The organism is Bacillus sp. FSL M8-0071, assembly GCF_037975455.1.
Taxonomy (GTDB): Bacteria; Bacillota; Bacilli; order Bacillales; family Bacillaceae; genus Bacillus; species Bacillus subtilis.
This window is the reverse complement of sequence record NZ_CP150256.1, coordinates 3,404,859-3,421,661: the sequence shown is the minus strand read 5'-3', so window position 1 is coordinate 3,421,661 and position 16,803 is coordinate 3,404,859. Positions and strand designations below refer to the sequence as shown.

The following is a 16,803-nucleotide window of genomic DNA, read 5'->3' as shown; positions in this document are numbered from 1 at the left end:
AAGAGACGCAGCTCTTGCAGGTTTTGTTGATTATTTTTTGTCTTCTGTGTGAGTCAAAATTTTGTCAATCAGGCCGTATTCAAGCGCTTCTTCAGCAGACTTGAAGTTATCACGGTCTGTGTCGCGTTCGATCACTTCAAGCGGCTGGCCAGTACGTTCAGCAAGGACTTTGTTTAATTTGTCGCGAAGCAAGAGAATGCGTTTCGCGGCAATTTCAATTTCTGTCGCCTGACCTTGCGCACCGCCAAGAGGCTGGTGAATCATGACTTCACTGTTTGGAAGCGCATAGCGTTTGCCTTTTTCGCCGGCTGCAAGCAGGAACGCGCCCATTGACGCAGCCATACCGATACAAATTGTAGATACCTTCGGCTTAATAAACTGCATGGTATCATAGATCGCCATACCGGCTGTAATAGAGCCGCCCGGGCTGTTGATGTAAAGAGAAATTTCTTTTTCAGGGTCTTCTGCTGCTAAGAATAAAAGCTGTGACACGATGGAGTTCGCAACGTTGTCATCAATCGCAGATCCAAGCATGATGATTCGATCCTTTAATAGACGAGAATAAATGTCATACGCTCTTTCCCCGCGGTTCGTTTGTTCAATGACTGTAGGTATTAAATTCATAATGCTCCTCCTTCACCTTTTAGGTAAGTATGTAGTTACATGATACATTTTTGGTCAATAAAGGTCAAACAAAAAGCTGGCCTGATATGCAAAGTCGTCTCTTTTTCCCATTTTCCCCAAAAATACAGGGGTTCAAACCATCGTATGTCAGATTGCCAATTAAGATGCTTTGTCTATTTAAAAAACGGCCTCTCGAAATAGAGGGTTGTTATTTGAATGGAATTATCGTATAATTAGTTGTGCTGACGTTCTCATAACGCAGTCATTCTGCGCTCGTAGCTCAGTTGGATAGAGCGGTGGTTTCCGGTACCACGTCTGTCGGGGGTTCGAATCCCTCCGAGCGCGTCCAATAGAACAACAGGAAAGACAAGGGTTTGGCGATTTGCCGCTCTTGTCTTTTTTGTGTGAAAAAGGGAATTGCATACCTTAGAGTAACATTTCAATTATATTCTTTAGTTTGAACCCTCACTTTCAAAAGAAGAAGTATGAATTGAGTTTTTCATTCATCTTATTAGCTTGTGATTAACAAACCTTTAAAAAAATCCGGTTCTACCCATTGCCTGTATTTATTTTGAGAATCTTCTCTCGGACAAAATTGGATAAGCGAGAATAGTTTTAAAATAAAAATTTATTTGCTTCCCCAGTTCTTCTCTATAAATTGAATTGCAGGCTGTAAGTTGGTTTTGTTCGCAATTTCAATGACAGCGGGAACGACGGCAGGGTCCGTTTTGGAGAAGTTCGGAATCCGCGGATCTAACCGGAAAAAACGATCTCCCAGAAGATTCGCACTGACCATGGATTCATAGTACCCATTACCGCCAGCAATCATCTGAAGAAATGGCAGTAAAGGTTCATTAGGCGACCTGTCCAAAAGGACTCCCCAATTTGGAGGAAGGTTCTTCAGATTTTCGGGACGTATGTTATCTGCACTTACCATTCCCCATCCCCTCGTATCTCTTCTTAACCGAGTCGGGGCTTCACCTGTTCCGATGGACAATACCGCAATTTGATCCAATGGCACGTTGGCTTTACCAACTGCAAACGCGATACTGGCTGTACTGGGATTCGTTGCTACTACATATCCGTCCACATAGTTTTGATAGGCGCGTTGCGTCGCGGGAGCACCGCTGCTCCGCAGTATGACATCACTCACTTTTTCATTTAAATAGGGAGAGCCGGGAAAATTGTGAAATAAGACAGGAGTCCAACGGTCCAGTTTTTGAGAGTATAATTTGAATGATGGGACAACAATTCGTTTTCTTAAATCTATAAGTTGAAGATCTGCTGGGAAAAAATTTCTTACCGCTTTAATAAAACCGGAATAGGGTAATTGTTGGTTGAAAACAGGTCCGCCTGGCCGGGAAATGCTGAATGCGGGCAGGATTTCATCCTCAAAATACTGAAGTGTTTCCCTCGGAGATCTTCCGCTTGCTAATGCAAGGGCAGTAAATGAACCGATTGAATTTCCCGAAAATACATGGGTTCGACTAATTAACTTCGGGTTTTGCCTAGCCAATCTGTTTAACAGTTGCAAACTTAAAGCACCTAAGGTACCGCCGCCGTCAAAGGTCATAATCCGATATTTTGCCAAAGCTGATGTCTCCTTTCTACATACATTCAGTATATGATGATCTAGAGTCTGTTGTATGGATGTATACCTCTGGTACTAAACACTTCTTCATCTCTCTTTTCTTTTGGCCTAAACGAATATTCACTCCGAAAAAAAACTGGACACTGCTCCTAAAAACGATAAGAAAAAACGCTTGTTGGAGGATTGGACAGGAAGTTTGCTCAAAATTGTTTGAAAAATGTTTCTCAGCAGACCTTACCGACGAAAAAGGCCTTAGCGTATTATATTTATAGTTCGTAGATCATTTGTCTATGCGATTATCCAGCTCCTGCATATTTTAGTATCTGAATCGAATTTCTTTGGGAGTGAAATAATATATGGGATCAACACAGTTGACAGGGCGTGTAATCTTCAAAGGAGACCCCGGCTATACAGAGGCTATTAAGAATTGGAACCCTTATGTGGATGTCTATCCTCTTGTCTTTGTTTTTGCGCAAAATTCATACGATGTAAGTAATGCCATTAAATGGGCTCGTGAGAATAAAGTGCCCTTACGTGTCAGAAGCGGTCGCCATGCTTTAGATAAAAACCTTTCAGTAGTAAGTGGAGGAATTGTTATTGATGTGAGTGACATGAATAAAGTTTTCTTAGATGAAGAAAACGCGATTGCAACCGTTCAAACTGGTATTCCCGTTGGCCCGCTTGTAAAGGGATTAGCTCGAGACGGTTTTATGGCTCCGTTTGGAGATAGCCCAACAGTTGGAATCGGGGGAATTACGATGGGCGGCGGATTTGGTGTACTCTCACGATCGATTGGCCTTATAAGTGATAACCTTCTCGCGCTGAAAACGGTAGATGCAAAAGGAAGGATTATTCATGCAGATCAATCTCACAATGAGGATTTGCTATGGGCTTCTAGAGGCGGAGGAGGAGGTAACTTTGGATATAATACCCAATATACATTCAAAGTTCATCGTGCCCCTAAAACTGCAACCGTCTTCAATATTATCTGGCCGTGGGAACAATTAGAAACGGTATTTAAAGCTTGGCAGAAATGGGCTCCGTTTGTAGATGAACGATTAGGATGCTACCTTGAAATTTACAGCAAAATAAATGGTTTGTGTCATGCAGAAGGAATTTTCCTCGGTTCGAAAACTGAATTGATTCGATTATTAAAACCTTTATTACATGCGGGAACTCCAACAGAAGCAGATATCAAAACATTATACTATCCAGATGCTATAGATTTCTTAGACCCTGACGAACCCATCCCTGGCAGAAATGATCAGAGTGTTAAATTCTCCTCGGCTTGGGGTCATGATTTTTGGTCTGACGAACCCATTTCAATCATGAGAAAATTTTTGGAAGATGCTACTGGAACAGAAGCCAATTTCTTTTTTATCAATTGGGGTGGTGCTATAAGCAGAGTCCCTAAAGACGAAACTGCCTTTTTTTGGCGCCATCCATTATTTTATACGGAATGGACGGCTAGTTGGAAAAATAAATCACAAGAAGATTCAAATCTTGCATCAGTTGAAAGAGTGCGTCAGCTGATGCAACCATATGTAGCAGGTTCATATGTTAATGTTCCAGATCAAAACATTGAAAACTTCGGAAAAGAATATTATGGCGCAAACTTTGCGCGGCTTCGAGAAATAAAGGCGAAATATGACCCCGAAAATGTATTTCGTTTTCCGCAAAGCATCCCGCCATCTCGTTAAAGTTTATTAAAGACAGAATCAATGACTCATATTAAAAAGCACTTGAATGGTTTCCGGTATCTTGTCTGTCGGGGTGCGAATCCCTTCAGTGCGTCCAATCAAACAACAGGAAAGACAATGGTTTGGCAACTTGCCACTCTTGTCTTTTTTGTTTTGTTTCATTTCATAAATCTTTTCCGCTGAAACATAAATGTTCCTCCGCTTGGGCACGTTATGAAATGTGCAATATTGAATATGGGAGGAGGATGAACATGGGTATTTTAAGCGGAAATCCGCAGGATGAACCGATGCATTACGGTGAGGTATTCGGCTTGTGGAGTTATGTGATGGCGGGCAATAAAATGGTCGGCAATTACCAAATGCTATTGAATCATGTCGGTGATGACGACCTGAAGAAGCTGCTTCGTGAGTCTATTGAGAAATGCCAAGATGAAATCAAACAGGTCAGCACGATCCTGAAAGAAAACGGGGTGGCGCTGCCGCCGGCTTCTCCTGAACCGCCGACAGCAGATCTTAACGATATTCCGCCTGGCGCACGGTTTCTCGATCCGGATGTGGCGGCTTCCGCGGCAGCAGAAAATGCTGCAGGTCTTGTGACATGCAGCAAAATGATGGGGCAATCGATTCGTGAGGATATTGCCATGATGTTTGGGCAATTTCATATGTCGAAAGCGGCAACCGGCGCAAAATACTTAAGGCTGCTAAAAAACAAAGGCTGGCTCATCCCGCCGCCGCTTCATCTTCAAAAACATCACGAAGCTTAATGGCAAAGGCATATACAGCTGTATATGCCTTGATTTTATGAAGATGACGTAAGACGCAGGCCGATGACGCCGGCTAGGATAAGGCAAAGTGAAATCACCTGTGAAAGCTGAAACCGCTCCTTAAACCAAATGAGCCCGACCGCCGAAACACCAATGCTTCCAATGCCAGTCCAAACGGCATATGCGACTCCGGCAGGCAGGACGATCATCGCTTGGGACAGGCAGTAAAAGGATAAGCCGAATCCAACAGTCATCACAATGATCGGCCATTTTTTTCTTGTTCCGTCTATATATTTCATGGCAATGGCAGCTATAATTTCTTCTATGCCGGCAATCACTAATAAAAACCATGCCATTATTTTTCACCTCCCGGCTGAGATTTGCTTTCTTTCGTAAATAATTTCATTCCTAAAATGCCAGCCAGCAATAAAGCTAAAAAGAACATTTGGGCTGCTGAGAAGGATTCGCCCAGAACAATTCCAGTCAGATATGTTCCGACGGTTCCGATTCCCACAAACACAGTGTACGCCGCGGCCATCGGGATTTTTTGATAAGAGCGGATCAACAGGATAAAGCTGACCGCGATTAAGATAAAAATGATGATCCAATCCAAAAGCGAATCGGCATGTTTGAGGGAAGAGGCCCAAACAACCTCTAAAAGCCCTGCAATAAAAACAAGAACCCAATTCAAATGAAACACCTCTCTATTTTATGAATGAACGTCAGTCATTTTTAGGGCATTAAAAAATGAGCGGTGTTACCCAGTCATTTTTTAAGCAGTACCTAAGCTCCGTTTTAAGAAAGTGAAAATTTCCTTTTTATACACTTCAACATTTTCATCTTGTTCAAATCCGATATAGAATCGTTCCGCAGTATTCTCGACCAAGTTGATAATCGTTCTGGCCGTCCATTTTGAATTGATTCCTTCCGTTACCTCGTGGTTTGCAATGGCCTTGTTGATGATTTTTTCAAGCCAGGAATAATAAGGCTGATAGATCGTCTCCCATTTTTCCATGGAGTGGTCGATCGCAAGCCCGGAATAACAGAGGACAATAATATCCTTATGGCGTTCTGTAATGAGAAATGTCTCATCAATTAATATATCTAAAACGGTCCAAAAATCCTCGTCCCCATGCAGCCTACCTTTGATTTGATCAAGTGTATGGGTGAGGAGATTTTCTGCAATGGCCGGTATGAGGGCATTTTTAGATGAAAAATACAAATAGAATGTTCCTTGGGCAGTGCCGGCCTTTTTGACAATATCAGAAATAGAAGCTTTGTCGAGGCCTTTTTCAGAAATGACTTCTATGGCCGCCTGCAAAATTTTTTCGTATTTACCCGATGTTTGTTTTGGCATGAGGAACACCTCCAGTAATGACTGACTCTCATTCATTTTATCGCGTGTATGTATGTTTGTAAAGAATAAAGAAGCAAGAAAACCTCTTGCTTCTTTATTTATCGTAATCAATGGCGGCTTTTGGGAGCCCGGTATACTTTGCCCAGTAATAAATCGCAAGTGAGCCGATCGCGACTAAAATGAGGTCGACGGGATTGCTGATAATCCCTAAACCATGTCCGAAAGAACCGATGTAGGAAAAGATCAGCATCATAATATAAAACCCGATAAGCCACCAGGCTGATTTCAGCTGCTGAGCGAGGCTGACATCTTCTTTAGGCGTATATTTGCTGAAACAGAGATAGATCAAAAACATCACGAGCTGTGAACCAAGCAGCCAGGAGACTGTTTTCCATCCTGACCAGTACACGATAAACGCTGTAAATATAAAGGAAAGCGGCCCGATAATGCTCATTCCCTTTAAATAAAACGGCCTGTTTAAGTCCTTCGCGTTGACCCTCAGCGCAGCTGAAGAAATGGGTGCAATCGCATATGAAAGAATGAGCGCGACTGAACAGACATTGACGAGCGCGTTCCACGAAGGAAAGGGAAGTGTCCAGAAAATGGACAGGGCAAACGAAAGCCAAAGCGAAGCGCGGGGTGTCCCCGTATCTTTATTGACCTTTGAGAATATGCCAAATAATGTGCCGTTACGCGCCCAGGCGTAAACAAGGCGGGATGTCGTATTCATAAAGATATTCCCGTTTCCTCCGGGAGACAGAATGGCGTCTAAAATGACAAGCGTTGCAAGCCAGCCTAACCCGAGCATGACCGCAATATCCTTAAACGGCAATGAGAACTCCCGGCCAATTGCCGGCCAGCCATGTTTCAGTGTTTCTGTCGGGATTGCACCAATAAAGGTGACCTGCAAAACAGTATAAATGATGGTTGAAACGATGATGCAAATGATTAAAGCGATCGGGATATTGCGTTTTGGATTTTGGACTTCACCTGCTACAGATACAATCGGATGCAGGCCGAGATACGCAAACATCACGCCGCCTGTCGAGATGGCAGCCTGAATACCTGTAAATCCAAACGGTGCAAATCCTTCAACAGATAAATTCTCCGGCTGAAAATGAAAGATCAGCACAATAATGATGGTAATCGGCACAATATATTTAAAAATCGATATGATGAAATTCGCCTTAGCGAAGGTTTTGACGCTCCAATAATTCAGCAGGAAAAACAAGCATAATAGGGCAAACTGCAAGATCCAGCCGGAAATGGTCGGCGAATCAGACCCTTTAATGGTCAGGCCGGGAAACCAATAGGCCACATACTGGCGCACAGCTGTCACTTCAATTGAAATCAAGCTTGTATAAGCGACAATCGTGACAAACGAAATTAAGTAGCCGACAAGGTGGCCATGTGAATAAACGGGGTATCGAATGATGCCTCCGGTACGGGGCAGAGCGGCTCCGAGCTCCGCATATACAAGCCCTATTAACAAAATAATGGCTCCTCCGAGGATCCAGGAAAAAGCGCCGGAGGGCCCTGCTTTTGAAGCGACATTACTGACAGCGAACAGCCACGCTGATCCAAAGATGGCTCCCATCCCAATCAAAATCAGATCAAACAGCGACATTGATTTTTGAAAATTTCCTTGTTTAGACATTCGCTTCCTCCTTTGAAACCAGCCTTATATTCCTTACAATGCCCAATATGTAACAGAGAATACCGCTCCTAATAAAAAAACAGGGGCAGCCTGCGCCGCCCCTGTTTTTATTCATGAATCGAATCAAAGTGTTTCACTGTTATATTTTTGAAGGAGGCTGTGCCGCCGTCAGAATAAAGGGTAATTCCTTTATCTTCAGGCTTTGGGAAGACTTCATTTGAAAAAACGGTTTTCCCGTCGCCAACAAATACTTCTATCGTTGTTTTATCGACAAGTATTTTCAAATGCACCTTACGTTTGTTTACATCATAAGGAGCTTTGCTTTCGACATAGGTATTGCTTTTGTCAGGCTGATTTGTGGCTGCTCTATTGACATAAGCATAGCCGCCTTCAGCGAAAATGCCGACATCAATATGGCTTTTTTGGTCTTCTGATTCTCTGAGCCTGACGCCTGCATTCTTTAGCTCTGACCAAGAAAGATCCGTATCAAGCTGGTACGTATCACCTGTTATCGACAATGTTTTTGATCCGTTCACATCCTGATCCTCTATTTCGTCAGTTGAAACAGTCAGCTGCTCCAAAGCTTCAATCGGCTGTGAGACGAGGCTGTATGTTCCATCCTGCTCCTTCAGCCGGAGTTCGCGTATGACAGAATCTGTGCCGTTAAAGCCGTTCTTCATTGTCGGGGTGTTGTTGGCATAATCCCAATTGTTCATCCAGGCAAGCGCATACCGCTTTTCTAATGGATCTGTGCTTTTGCTGTCTTCGAATGTCACACCGCCATACCAGTCGAAGCCATAGTCAAGCCATTGGGCTTCAGTCTGATCCGCTTTGAATTCTTTTCCGTCGAAGCTTCCGGTCCAGTAGGCGTACGTATTTGGTTTGCCCCACGGTTTGCCATTCGCGCTGGCACCGAGAACCCACTTATTCGTTCCGTCGCTTGCCCGCATCATGTAGAGGTCGGGACATTCCACCATTCCCGTCTGTTCTGGGAAGAATCCGCTTGTGTAATGCCAGTCCTTAAGATTATCGGATTCATAAAAGCCGATTTTTGATCCTTCAGCCATGACCATGACCCATTTGTTATCCTGGTCATCCCATATGACTTTCGGATCTCTGAAATCGTCTGTACCCGGATTAGGCATAACGGGGTTGCCACTGTAGAATTTGAATGATTTTCCCTTATCTGTGCTGTACCACAAATATTGTTCCTGTTTTTTGTCTTTGGCTGAGGGCTGTGTCACAATCGCGACAAGGGCATTTTTCCCAAAGCCGGCTGTGTTCTCTTTATCAACCACGACGGAACCGGTCCAAATGTCACCGTCCGGGTTTGTATATTTCGGAATCGCCACGCCTTCATCGGTCCAGTGCACCAAATCCTCTGAGACGGCATGGCGCCATTCTGTGCCGTTGCCTTTTGGGTAATCCCGGTTATATAGATAGAAATAATGATACTTGCCATCAAAATAGATCGGTTTTTGAGGGTCATTTTTCCATTTATCCGGCGTCGTAAAATGATATGCCGCCCGGTAGTCCGGCTTCTGTTTTGATTTTGTTTTTTGGTCATGTTCTTCTTTTGGAAATAAGTCGATAAACAGCAATATTCCTAAAAAGGTTAGGAATACGGTTAGCCATTTGCCTGCTTTTATATAGTTCATATGGGATTCACCTTTATGTTGATAAGAAATAAAAGAAAATGCCAATAGGATATCGGCATTTTCTTTTGCGTTTTTATTTGTTAACTGTTAATTGTCCTTGTTCAAGGATGCTGTCTTTGACAACAGATGTTTTCTTGCCTTTGATGTTCAGCAGGAAGCTTGGTGCAAACGTTGATTGTTTGTCTGCGTAGAATCCTCTGTTTGTCATATAGCTTGTAATCACGACATTGTTTCCTTTCGCTTGAGGTACAGCGAAGTGTGAGTAAGTAAAGGTTACATCGTTAGGATCAAGATCCATTTTTAACACAAGGCCAGTTTTGTTCAGCGGCTTGTATGGGCCAGTTAAAGAATTAGAAACATAGCCAAGCATGTAAATATCGTTAGACGTGATGCCGTCAATCGTCATTTTTGACCCGCGAGAGTCAGTGAACAGGTACCATTTGCCGTTCATTTTAAAGACGTTCGCGCGTTCAATTTCATCTGTTACTGTGTTAGATGCAATCAGCGGTTTCATCACTTTTTTCAGTGTGTAATCATCGTTTAGCTCAATCATGCCGAGAGCGCCGTTAGCTAATTCAGCAGTGCGTTTTTTATCACTTTGCAGAAGCTTTTGACTTTCTTGACGGAAGAATGATGTGCTTTTGCCATAGTATGCTTTGTTAAATAAAGATTCTTCGCCTTGGTAGCCATCTTCAGTTCCAGTGTTTGCTTCAAATACTAAGTATTTGTGGCCTTTATCTTCTACGTAGTGAGGATCTCTCAGCGTATGGTTGTCGCCTGAGCTGTAGTTGCCTTCATCGATGAACTGCTGTACATTTTGATACGTTTTTCCGTCACCGTCAAAGATTGATTTATAATCCTCTACACCGTTGATGTTCAAAGAGCTGTCTGATGCTGATACGTTAACTTGTGCAGTTGTCAGTGTTTGTTTGCCGTAATGTTTACCGGAGAAATCAGTGTAGAATAAACGGATTTTTCCGTCAGATGTAAATGTGGCTGAACCTGACCATTCTTGTGTTTGGTCTTTTAGGATAGAATCATTTGCATCGAATTTGTCGCTGTCTTTAAAGACGCGGCCAGCGTTTTTCCAGCTGTCAATAGAAGTTTCGCCGACTTTTTGATAGAACATGTAAATCGATGTGTCATCCGCATTTTTAGGATCTCCGGCTAATGCAAAGACGATGTGGTAGCCGTGATAGTTTGCGACAGTGCCGTCAGCGTTTTGTAATGGCCAGCTGTCCCAAACGTCCAGGCCTTTTGCAGAAGAGATATTTTTAATTGTGGACGAATCGAATTCAGGAACTTGATATTTTTCATTTTTTTGCTGTTCAGGGATTTGCAGCATATCATGGCGTGTAATATGGGAAATGCCGTATGTTTCCTTATATGGCTTTTGGTTCGTTTCTTTCGCAAACGCTTGAGTTGCGCCTCCTGCCAGCAGTGCGGTAGTAAAGGTTAATACTGTTGCTTGTTTTGCAAACTTTTTGATGTTCATCGTTCATGTCTCCTTTTTTATGTACTGTGTTAGCGGTCTGCTTCTTCCAGCCCTCCTGTTTGAAGATGGCAAGTTAGTTACGCACAATAAAAAAAGACCTAAAATATGTAAGGGGTGACGCCAAAGTATACACTTTGCCCTTTACACATTTTAGGTCTTGCCTGCTTTATCAGTAACAAACCCGCTCGATTTACTTTTCGACCTCATTCTATTAGACTCTCGTTTGGATTGCAACTGGTCTATTTTCCTCTTTTGTTTGATAGAAAATCATAAAAGTATTTACGGTCTACGGGCCTAAAGAACTAAAAAATCTATCTGTTTCTTTTCATTCTCTGTATTTTTTATAGCTTCTGTTGCATGGGCATAAAGTTGCCTTTTTAATCATAATTCAGAAAATATCATAATATCTCATTTCACTAAATAGTAGTGAACGACAGGTATACGTGATGGGTTAAAAAGGATCTCTAACTGAAGGGTTTTTCAAAATATTTGAAACGTTAGTAGGTTAGTAACGTACAGAGATATGGGAGGTGGAGGAATGAAGCAGAATAAAAGAAAGCATCTTCAGACGTTATTTGAGACATTAGGCGAAAAACATCAGTTTAACGGGACGGTTCTGGCTGCGGAGGGTGGCGATATTTTATATCACCACTCTTTTGGCTATGCGGAAATGACGGAAAAACGCCCGTTGAAAACCAACTCTTTGTTTGAGTTAGCGTCTTTGTCAAAGCCTTTTACAGCATTGGGAATCATCTTGCTGGAGGAGAAGGGGATTCTTGGCTATGAGGATAAAGTGGATCGCTGGCTGCCCGGTTTTCCGTATCAGGGCGTAACGATTCGGCATTTATTGAACCATACGTCAGGGCTTCCTGATTATATGGGATGGTTTTTTGCCAATTGGGATTCACACAAGATTGCAGTGAATCAGGATATTGTCGATATGCTGATGAATGAGGGGCTATCTGGTTATTTTGAACCGAATGAAGGCTGGATGTACAGCAATACGGGGTATGTGCTGCTGGCGGTTATCATTGAAAAAGCATCTGGCATGAGCTATGCGGATTTTATGAAAACAAGTATTTTTTCACCGATCGGCATGAATGAAACAAGAGTGTATAACAGGAGGCTTTCGCCTGAGCGAATTGATCATTATGCATATGGATATGTGTATGATGTACATTCCGAAACATACGTCCTCCCTGATGAGCTGGAGGAAACGAACTATGTTGTGTATCTCGATGGCATACAGGGAGATGGGACGGTGAACTCTGTCACAAGCGATTTGTTTCGATTTGATCAGGCTTTATATCAGGACGATTTCATCAGCAAGGCTTCTAAGGAATCTGCGTTTTCTCCAGTGCGCCTCAACAATGGAGAAACAATTGATTATGGCTTTGGCTGGGTGCTGCAAAATAGTCCTGAAAAAGGGCGGATTGTCAGCCACAGCGGAGGATGGCCCGGCTATTCGACGTTGATGATCCGATATATCGATCATCGTAAAACGCTGATCTATTTGAGTAATAAGGAAGAGGATACTGAATATGAACAAGCGATTCTGAAGGCGGCGGAACATATTCTATTTGGCCAGCCATATGAGGTCCCGGAACGTCCTGCTGATAAAAAGAAAAAAGCAATTGATACGGCGATATACAGCCGCTATGTTGGCAGCTACCTGTTGCAGGATGGGACGGCTGTACAGGTGACAGCCGAGAATGAACGGCTTTATTTGGAGATCGCCGGACAGCTGAGACTGGAGTTATTTCCTTCCTCGGAAACCCGTTTCTTTCTGCGAGCATTGTCTGTTGAAGTCGAGTTTACATTAGGTGAGGATGCTGCGAAAAGCTTTTTCCTCTATGAGGATGGCTCAGAGGAAGAAGCGGTCCGTACGAATTAGAAAGGAATGAATTTGATGATCGGAATATTAGCTGGAATGGGGCCGAAATCGACCTCGCCGTTTATTGATAAGGTGATTGATTACTGTCAGAAGCTGTATGGGGCTTCAAACGATATTGACTACCCGCACATGATGATCTATTCATGCCCGACGCCCTTCTATGCAGATCGTCCAATTGACCATGACGAGATGAAAAAAGCGATTATCGACGGAGCGGTAAAGCTCGAGAAAACAGGCGTGGATTTCATTGCGCTACCTTGTAATACGGCGCATATCTACTATGAAGAGATTCAGCAGGCATTGTCGGTTCCTATGTTGCATATCGTTGAGGAAACGATAAAAGAGATTCCGCATCCTGCAAAAAAAGCGGTGGTTTTAGGAACAGAGCCAACCATCCAATCCGCCATCTACCAAAAAGTTCTGAAGGCAAATGGACAAGAAGTTGTTCACAAGGACCATTGGCAGCAGGTTGTGAACCAGCTTATCGCCGCAATCAAACAGCCTAATCATATGGAGCATACACAAGCATTGTGGCAGACGCTATATGAAGAAATCAGTCAGCATGCAGACATCATCATTTCAGCCTGCACGGATTTAAATGCGGTGTTAGATCATACTCAAAGTGAGATTCCGATTATAGATTCCTCTGCCTGTCTTGCCAAAAGCACTGTCAGCACATATCTTGCTTATCAAAGCTAGCTTCAGACAAGGACTGTCTTCAAACCCTTGTTTTTTTATGTTCCTATTGTTTGACAGTTAACTGCAATAGTGTTAAATTAAACATGTAAATAGTTACATGATTTTTTCTGAAGGTGAGGTGGTTCTCGTGAAGAAGCCGGTTTTAAAACCATTCGCCTCGTTAGAAATCAAGGTTGATCCGCCTATCACGATTGGTGAGACAGGCCTGGGACTGAGACGATTCATTCCGATTTGTTCGGGAACAATAACCGGGGAAGTAAAGGGACGTATTTTGCCGAGCGGTGCCGATTCGCAAATGATTCGCGCTGACGGCAGAACCGATTTATCTGCCAGGTATGTGATCGTAACAGCAGATCATGAACTGATTTACATTGAAAACAATGGAATACGGCAAGTCAGCGAGCCGTTTCGAAAACAAGCGGCAGCCGGGGAAATCATTGATCCGGAGCATGTTTATTTTCGTACGGTACCGACGTTTGAAACAGGCAGTAAAGTCTATCAATGGCTCCATGACCGCTTGTTTATCGGTTCCGCAGAAAGAACCCCTGATTACGTTCGACTAGACATTTATGAAGTGCAGTAAAAGACTAAGGAGAGTGTGAAAAATGGAAAACTTTATCGGAAGCCACATGATTTATACGTATGAAAACGGCTGGGAATACGAGATTTATATTAAAAACGACCATACAATTGATTATAGAATTCATAGCGGAATGGTTGCCGGACGCTGGGTTCGGGATCAGGAAGTGAATATTGTCAAACTGACAGAAGGCGTATATAAAGTGTCTTGGACAGAGCCGACTGGCACGGATGTTTCATTAAACTTTATGCCAAATGAAAAACGCATGCACGGCATTATTTTCTTCCCGAAATGGGTGCATGAACATCCTGAAATTACGGTTTGCTACCAAAATGACCACATTGATTTGATGAAAGAATCCCGCGAAAAATATGAAACGTATCCAAAATACGTTGTACCTGAATTTGCGGAAATTACATTTCTGAAAAATGAAGGAGTCGACAACGAAGAAGTGATTTCGAAGGCTCCTTATGAGGGAATGACAGACGATATTCGCGCGGGAAAATTATAATAAACATAAAAACCCGGAAAAGAGAATTACTTCTCTTTTCCGGGTTTTCTTTTTGCTGAGTATGCGGGAACCATCACAATTCCCGCGAAAAACAGTATGATGCCAGTCCAGCGCATAGGCTGGTAATAGACTGTGTCCCGTAAACATACCACGGCCGACAAAATAATGATACAAGCTGCCACAACAATGGCAGCACCAATGTATCCTGTTTTCCCCATATTTATTCTCCTTTTGAAGGGAATAGCTTCTGCCTTTTTTCAGATTCGGGATCGTTTTCGATCGTAATCTCTGAGTCTAAAATCAGCGTCTCTCTCGTTTCTTCATGATACGCAGGCCAATTCACAGCTTCGGTGCTTGGGTTTCCTGTTTTAGCGAACGTGATCCACGCTGATTGTATCGTGTGAGAAAGCTGTTTCACCTCATCCGTAATCTCCGCTTTTGCCATTCGTTCTAATCCGTCCAGATTTCCAAAGACAAAAGGAAGCTCTAATGCGTGAAACGCTTTATTGTACGGCGGCTTCTTCGGGTGCCAATCGAACCTGTACATCCAGACAGGGGCGTAATGAGACTGTGCGGATGCATAGGCGACGGCAGGGCGCCAAAATAATAAATCAGTCATCATATGAATTTGGCTTTCCAGAGAACGCGGATACAAATCGGCGGCTTTCTTGGCCAGCGGCTTCCCTAGTAAATACTCGAGCGCTGCATCAAGCGTTTCCTGAGAATGAACGTCTGAATCCGGGGTGAAAAATAAATATCCTTCATCACGGGTTGTTCCAATCAATAGCGGAATACCGGAAGCAGCCCCTTCTGCGATCGCTTTTTCTGGTTCAGCAGGCAGCGTTTTTGGATCAAGGGCGGGCTGGAAGAACAGCTGAAAGATATTTTCTTTTTCTGCAATCCGAAGCTGATCAGCCGCTTTTAGCAAATCTTCCGCAGAAACCGTATGCAATTTATCCAATTGGCCCTCGTTAATCCCAAGGACCTGTAAAAAGGCTGCCGAGGTGCTCGCCGCTTGTTCTTTCGTCATCGTTCGAGAAGCGCCGCTTTCCATGATTGCTTTCTGGAACAGGCCTTTTGCCGCAGGCATAGCGAGCAGCGCGGCAATGCTCATGCCGCCGGCGGATTCTCCAAATACTGTTACGTTATCGGGATCACCGCCAAACGCTGAGATATTCTCTCGCACCCATTTCAGTGCGGCGGCTTGGTCTAAAAGCCCAAGGTTATCGGAATACGCCTCATCAAACGAAGACAAGTGCAAAAAGCCAAACGGCCCCAGCCGATAGTTCAATGTAACGACAATGACTTCTCCCTGCGCCGCAAGTTTTGATCCGTCATACAATGGCTCACTGCCCGCTCCAAGATAAAAAGCGCCTCCGTGAATCCACACCATGACAGGAAGATTTTGACTTGGAGTGTCAGGCGCAAATACATTGACATACAAGCAATCCTCGGACTGGCGGGGCAGCTCTGTATACGACAGTGAGAGCAAATCAGACGGCTGCGGGCAAATAGGGCCGTACGCTGTGGCATCAAGGACATCTTCCCACACTTCAGGCGGCTCAGGTGCTTTAAAACGCCATTGTCCGACAGGCGGCTTGGCATAGGGGATGCCTTTCCACTTATGTACGCCGTTTTCCGTTGTGCCTTTTACTTTGCCGTATTGAGTCGTTACTATTTGATGAGTCATTGTGTTCTCTCCCTTTTTCCCCCATTATAAACAGATTTACCCTATAGATGCGAACGTTAGCCCTTAACCGATCATCATCTTCCCATTGTTTTTAAAAAGGATTTGACTTCATGGACAGTCAGACCGATTTCTCTTGCTTCCGCCATCAGCGCTTTCCATTCTTCTATATTGGATTCCGTCAGTTTGCGGTTGCGGTAAGAGGCAGTTTCAGGCTGTTCTTTCTTTAGCCTGTTCGTAAAAGTGAACAATTCTTCCTTTTCCATCCCGGCTTGTACGGCTTGCACTAAATGTACGCGCCATTCTTCTTCACCGCCGCTGATTTTTTCATACATCATTGTTTCTGCGTCAAATAATTCTGTTAATTCAACTTCCAGTGTGGCAGAAACTTTTTTTAAAAATTGAACGGACGGATTCGTGTGAACGCCTCTTTCAATCTTGCTTAAATAGGATTTGGATACGCCTGACTCAACAGCCAGCTGATTAATAGAATAGCCTTTTCTTTTACGGTACAAACGGATAATTCTTCCAATCATAATATGAAATTCTCCTCTATTCCTGTCGTTATTTTGTTCATTATAAGGAA

The 16,803-nt window shown here is 43.4% G+C and carries 17 protein-coding genes and 1 tRNA gene; 7 read left to right on the top strand and 11 right to left on the bottom strand.

Annotated elements, in window-relative coordinates:
- Positions 1-30 precede the first annotated feature (30 nt).
- Positions 31-624, bottom strand: a complete 594-nt coding sequence (gene clpP / locus MKX71_RS17740; RefSeq protein WP_003228214.1) for an ATP-dependent Clp endopeptidase proteolytic subunit ClpP — start codon at positions 622-624, stop codon at positions 31-33.
- 269 nt (positions 625-893) lie between these two features.
- On the opposite strand from clpP, the gene MKX71_RS17735 reads away from it, so the two are divergent.
- Positions 894-969, top strand: a tRNA-Arg gene (locus tag MKX71_RS17735).
- 283 nt (positions 970-1,252) lie between these two features.
- Here the strand turns inward: MKX71_RS17735 and cotR are convergent.
- Positions 1,253-2,215 carry a sporulation hydrolase CotR gene (cotR, locus tag MKX71_RS17730; protein ID WP_015251166.1) on the bottom strand — a complete coding sequence of 321 codons (963 nt, stop codon included), beginning with the start codon at positions 2,213-2,215 and terminating at the stop codon, positions 1,253-1,255.
- A 356-nt stretch (positions 2,216-2,571) separates the two neighbouring features.
- On the opposite strand from cotR, the gene MKX71_RS17725 reads away from it, so the two are divergent.
- Together MKX71_RS17725 and MKX71_RS17720 are read left to right on the top strand one after the other, a co-directional pair.
- Complete coding sequence (locus MKX71_RS17725; RefSeq protein WP_003228217.1) at positions 2,572-3,915, top strand: FAD-binding oxidoreductase; 1,344 nt, start codon at positions 2,572-2,574, stop codon at positions 3,913-3,915.
- A gap of 251 nt (positions 3,916-4,166) precedes the next feature.
- The gene (locus MKX71_RS17720) at positions 4,167-4,679 is read left to right on the top strand and encodes a DUF3231 family protein (RefSeq protein WP_003243249.1); all 513 of its coding nucleotides are present in this window, start codon (positions 4,167-4,169) and stop codon (positions 4,677-4,679) included.
- A 35-nt stretch (positions 4,680-4,714) separates the two neighbouring features.
- On the opposite strand, the gene MKX71_RS17715 is transcribed toward MKX71_RS17720, so the two are convergent.
- The 6 genes from MKX71_RS17715 to sacB form a co-directional block, all read right to left on the bottom strand.
- Positions 4,715-5,035 (bottom strand): QacE family quaternary ammonium compound efflux SMR transporter, encoded by a 321-nt coding sequence (locus MKX71_RS17715; protein WP_003228222.1) that lies wholly within the window; start codon positions 5,033-5,035, stop codon positions 4,715-4,717.
- Positions 5,035-5,370 (bottom strand): SMR family transporter, encoded by a 336-nt coding sequence (locus MKX71_RS17710; RefSeq protein WP_003242480.1) that lies wholly within the window; start codon positions 5,368-5,370, stop codon positions 5,035-5,037. The genes MKX71_RS17715 and MKX71_RS17710 overlap by 1 nt, the downstream gene beginning before the upstream one ends.
- An 81-nt stretch (positions 5,371-5,451) precedes the next feature.
- Positions 5,452-6,036: a TetR family transcriptional regulator gene (locus tag MKX71_RS17705; RefSeq protein WP_003244443.1), complete on the bottom strand. Its 585-nt coding sequence runs from the start codon at positions 6,034-6,036 to the stop codon at positions 5,452-5,454.
- A gap of 94 nt (positions 6,037-6,130) precedes the next feature.
- Complete coding sequence (gene aspP, locus MKX71_RS17700) at positions 6,131-7,693, bottom strand: aspartate/proton symporter AspP (protein WP_015384716.1); 1,563 nt, start codon at positions 7,691-7,693, stop codon at positions 6,131-6,133.
- A 107-nt stretch (positions 7,694-7,800) separates the two neighbouring features.
- A complete protein-coding gene (gene levB / locus MKX71_RS17695) occupies positions 7,801-9,351 on the bottom strand; it encodes a 2,6-beta-fructan 6-levanbiohydrolase (RefSeq protein ID WP_339231429.1) in 1,551 nt (516 codons plus the stop codon).
- Positions 9,352-9,424: 73 nt separating this feature from the next.
- The gene (gene sacB, locus MKX71_RS17690) at positions 9,425-10,846 is read right to left on the bottom strand and encodes a levansucrase (RefSeq protein ID WP_001022105.1); all 1,422 of its coding nucleotides are present in this window, start codon (positions 10,844-10,846) and stop codon (positions 9,425-9,427) included.
- 538 nt (positions 10,847-11,384) lie between these two features.
- On the opposite strand from sacB, the gene MKX71_RS17685 reads away from it, so the two are divergent.
- From MKX71_RS17685 to padC, 4 genes are all read left to right on the top strand, one after another.
- Positions 11,385-12,740 (top strand): serine hydrolase, encoded by a 1,356-nt coding sequence (locus MKX71_RS17685; RefSeq protein WP_339231427.1) that lies wholly within the window; start codon positions 11,385-11,387, stop codon positions 12,738-12,740.
- A gap of 15 nt (positions 12,741-12,755) precedes the next feature.
- Positions 12,756-13,439, top strand: coding sequence for a broad specificity amino-acid racemase RacX (gene racX, locus MKX71_RS17680; protein ID WP_339231426.1), 684 nt, complete (start codon positions 12,756-12,758; stop codon positions 13,437-13,439).
- Between the two features lie 127 nt (positions 13,440-13,566).
- Positions 13,567-14,022: a DUF3237 domain-containing protein gene (locus MKX71_RS17675; protein ID WP_339231424.1), complete on the top strand. Its 456-nt coding sequence runs from the start codon at positions 13,567-13,569 to the stop codon at positions 14,020-14,022.
- Positions 14,023-14,044: 22 nt separating this feature from the next.
- Positions 14,045-14,530, top strand: coding sequence for a phenolic acid decarboxylase (padC, locus tag MKX71_RS17670; protein ID WP_003219868.1), 486 nt, complete (start codon positions 14,045-14,047; stop codon positions 14,528-14,530).
- A 26-nt stretch (positions 14,531-14,556) separates the two neighbouring features.
- Here padC and MKX71_RS17665 read toward each other — a convergent pair whose 3' ends face one another.
- From MKX71_RS17665 to slrR, 3 genes are all read right to left on the bottom strand, one after another.
- Complete coding sequence (locus MKX71_RS17665) at positions 14,557-14,748, bottom strand: hypothetical protein (RefSeq protein ID WP_003228241.1); 192 nt, start codon at positions 14,746-14,748, stop codon at positions 14,557-14,559.
- A gap of 2 nt (positions 14,749-14,750) precedes the next feature.
- On the bottom strand, positions 14,751-16,220 hold the full coding sequence (gene pnbA, locus MKX71_RS17660; RefSeq protein ID WP_339231421.1) for a para-nitrobenzyl esterase: 1,470 nt from the start codon (positions 16,218-16,220) through the stop codon (positions 14,751-14,753).
- Positions 16,221-16,294: 74 nt separating this feature from the next.
- Entirely contained in the window at positions 16,295-16,753 is a 459-nt protein-coding gene (slrR, locus tag MKX71_RS17655; protein WP_003228245.1) for a transcriptional regulator SlrR, read from the bottom strand.
- Positions 16,754-16,803: the final 50 nt, after the last annotated feature.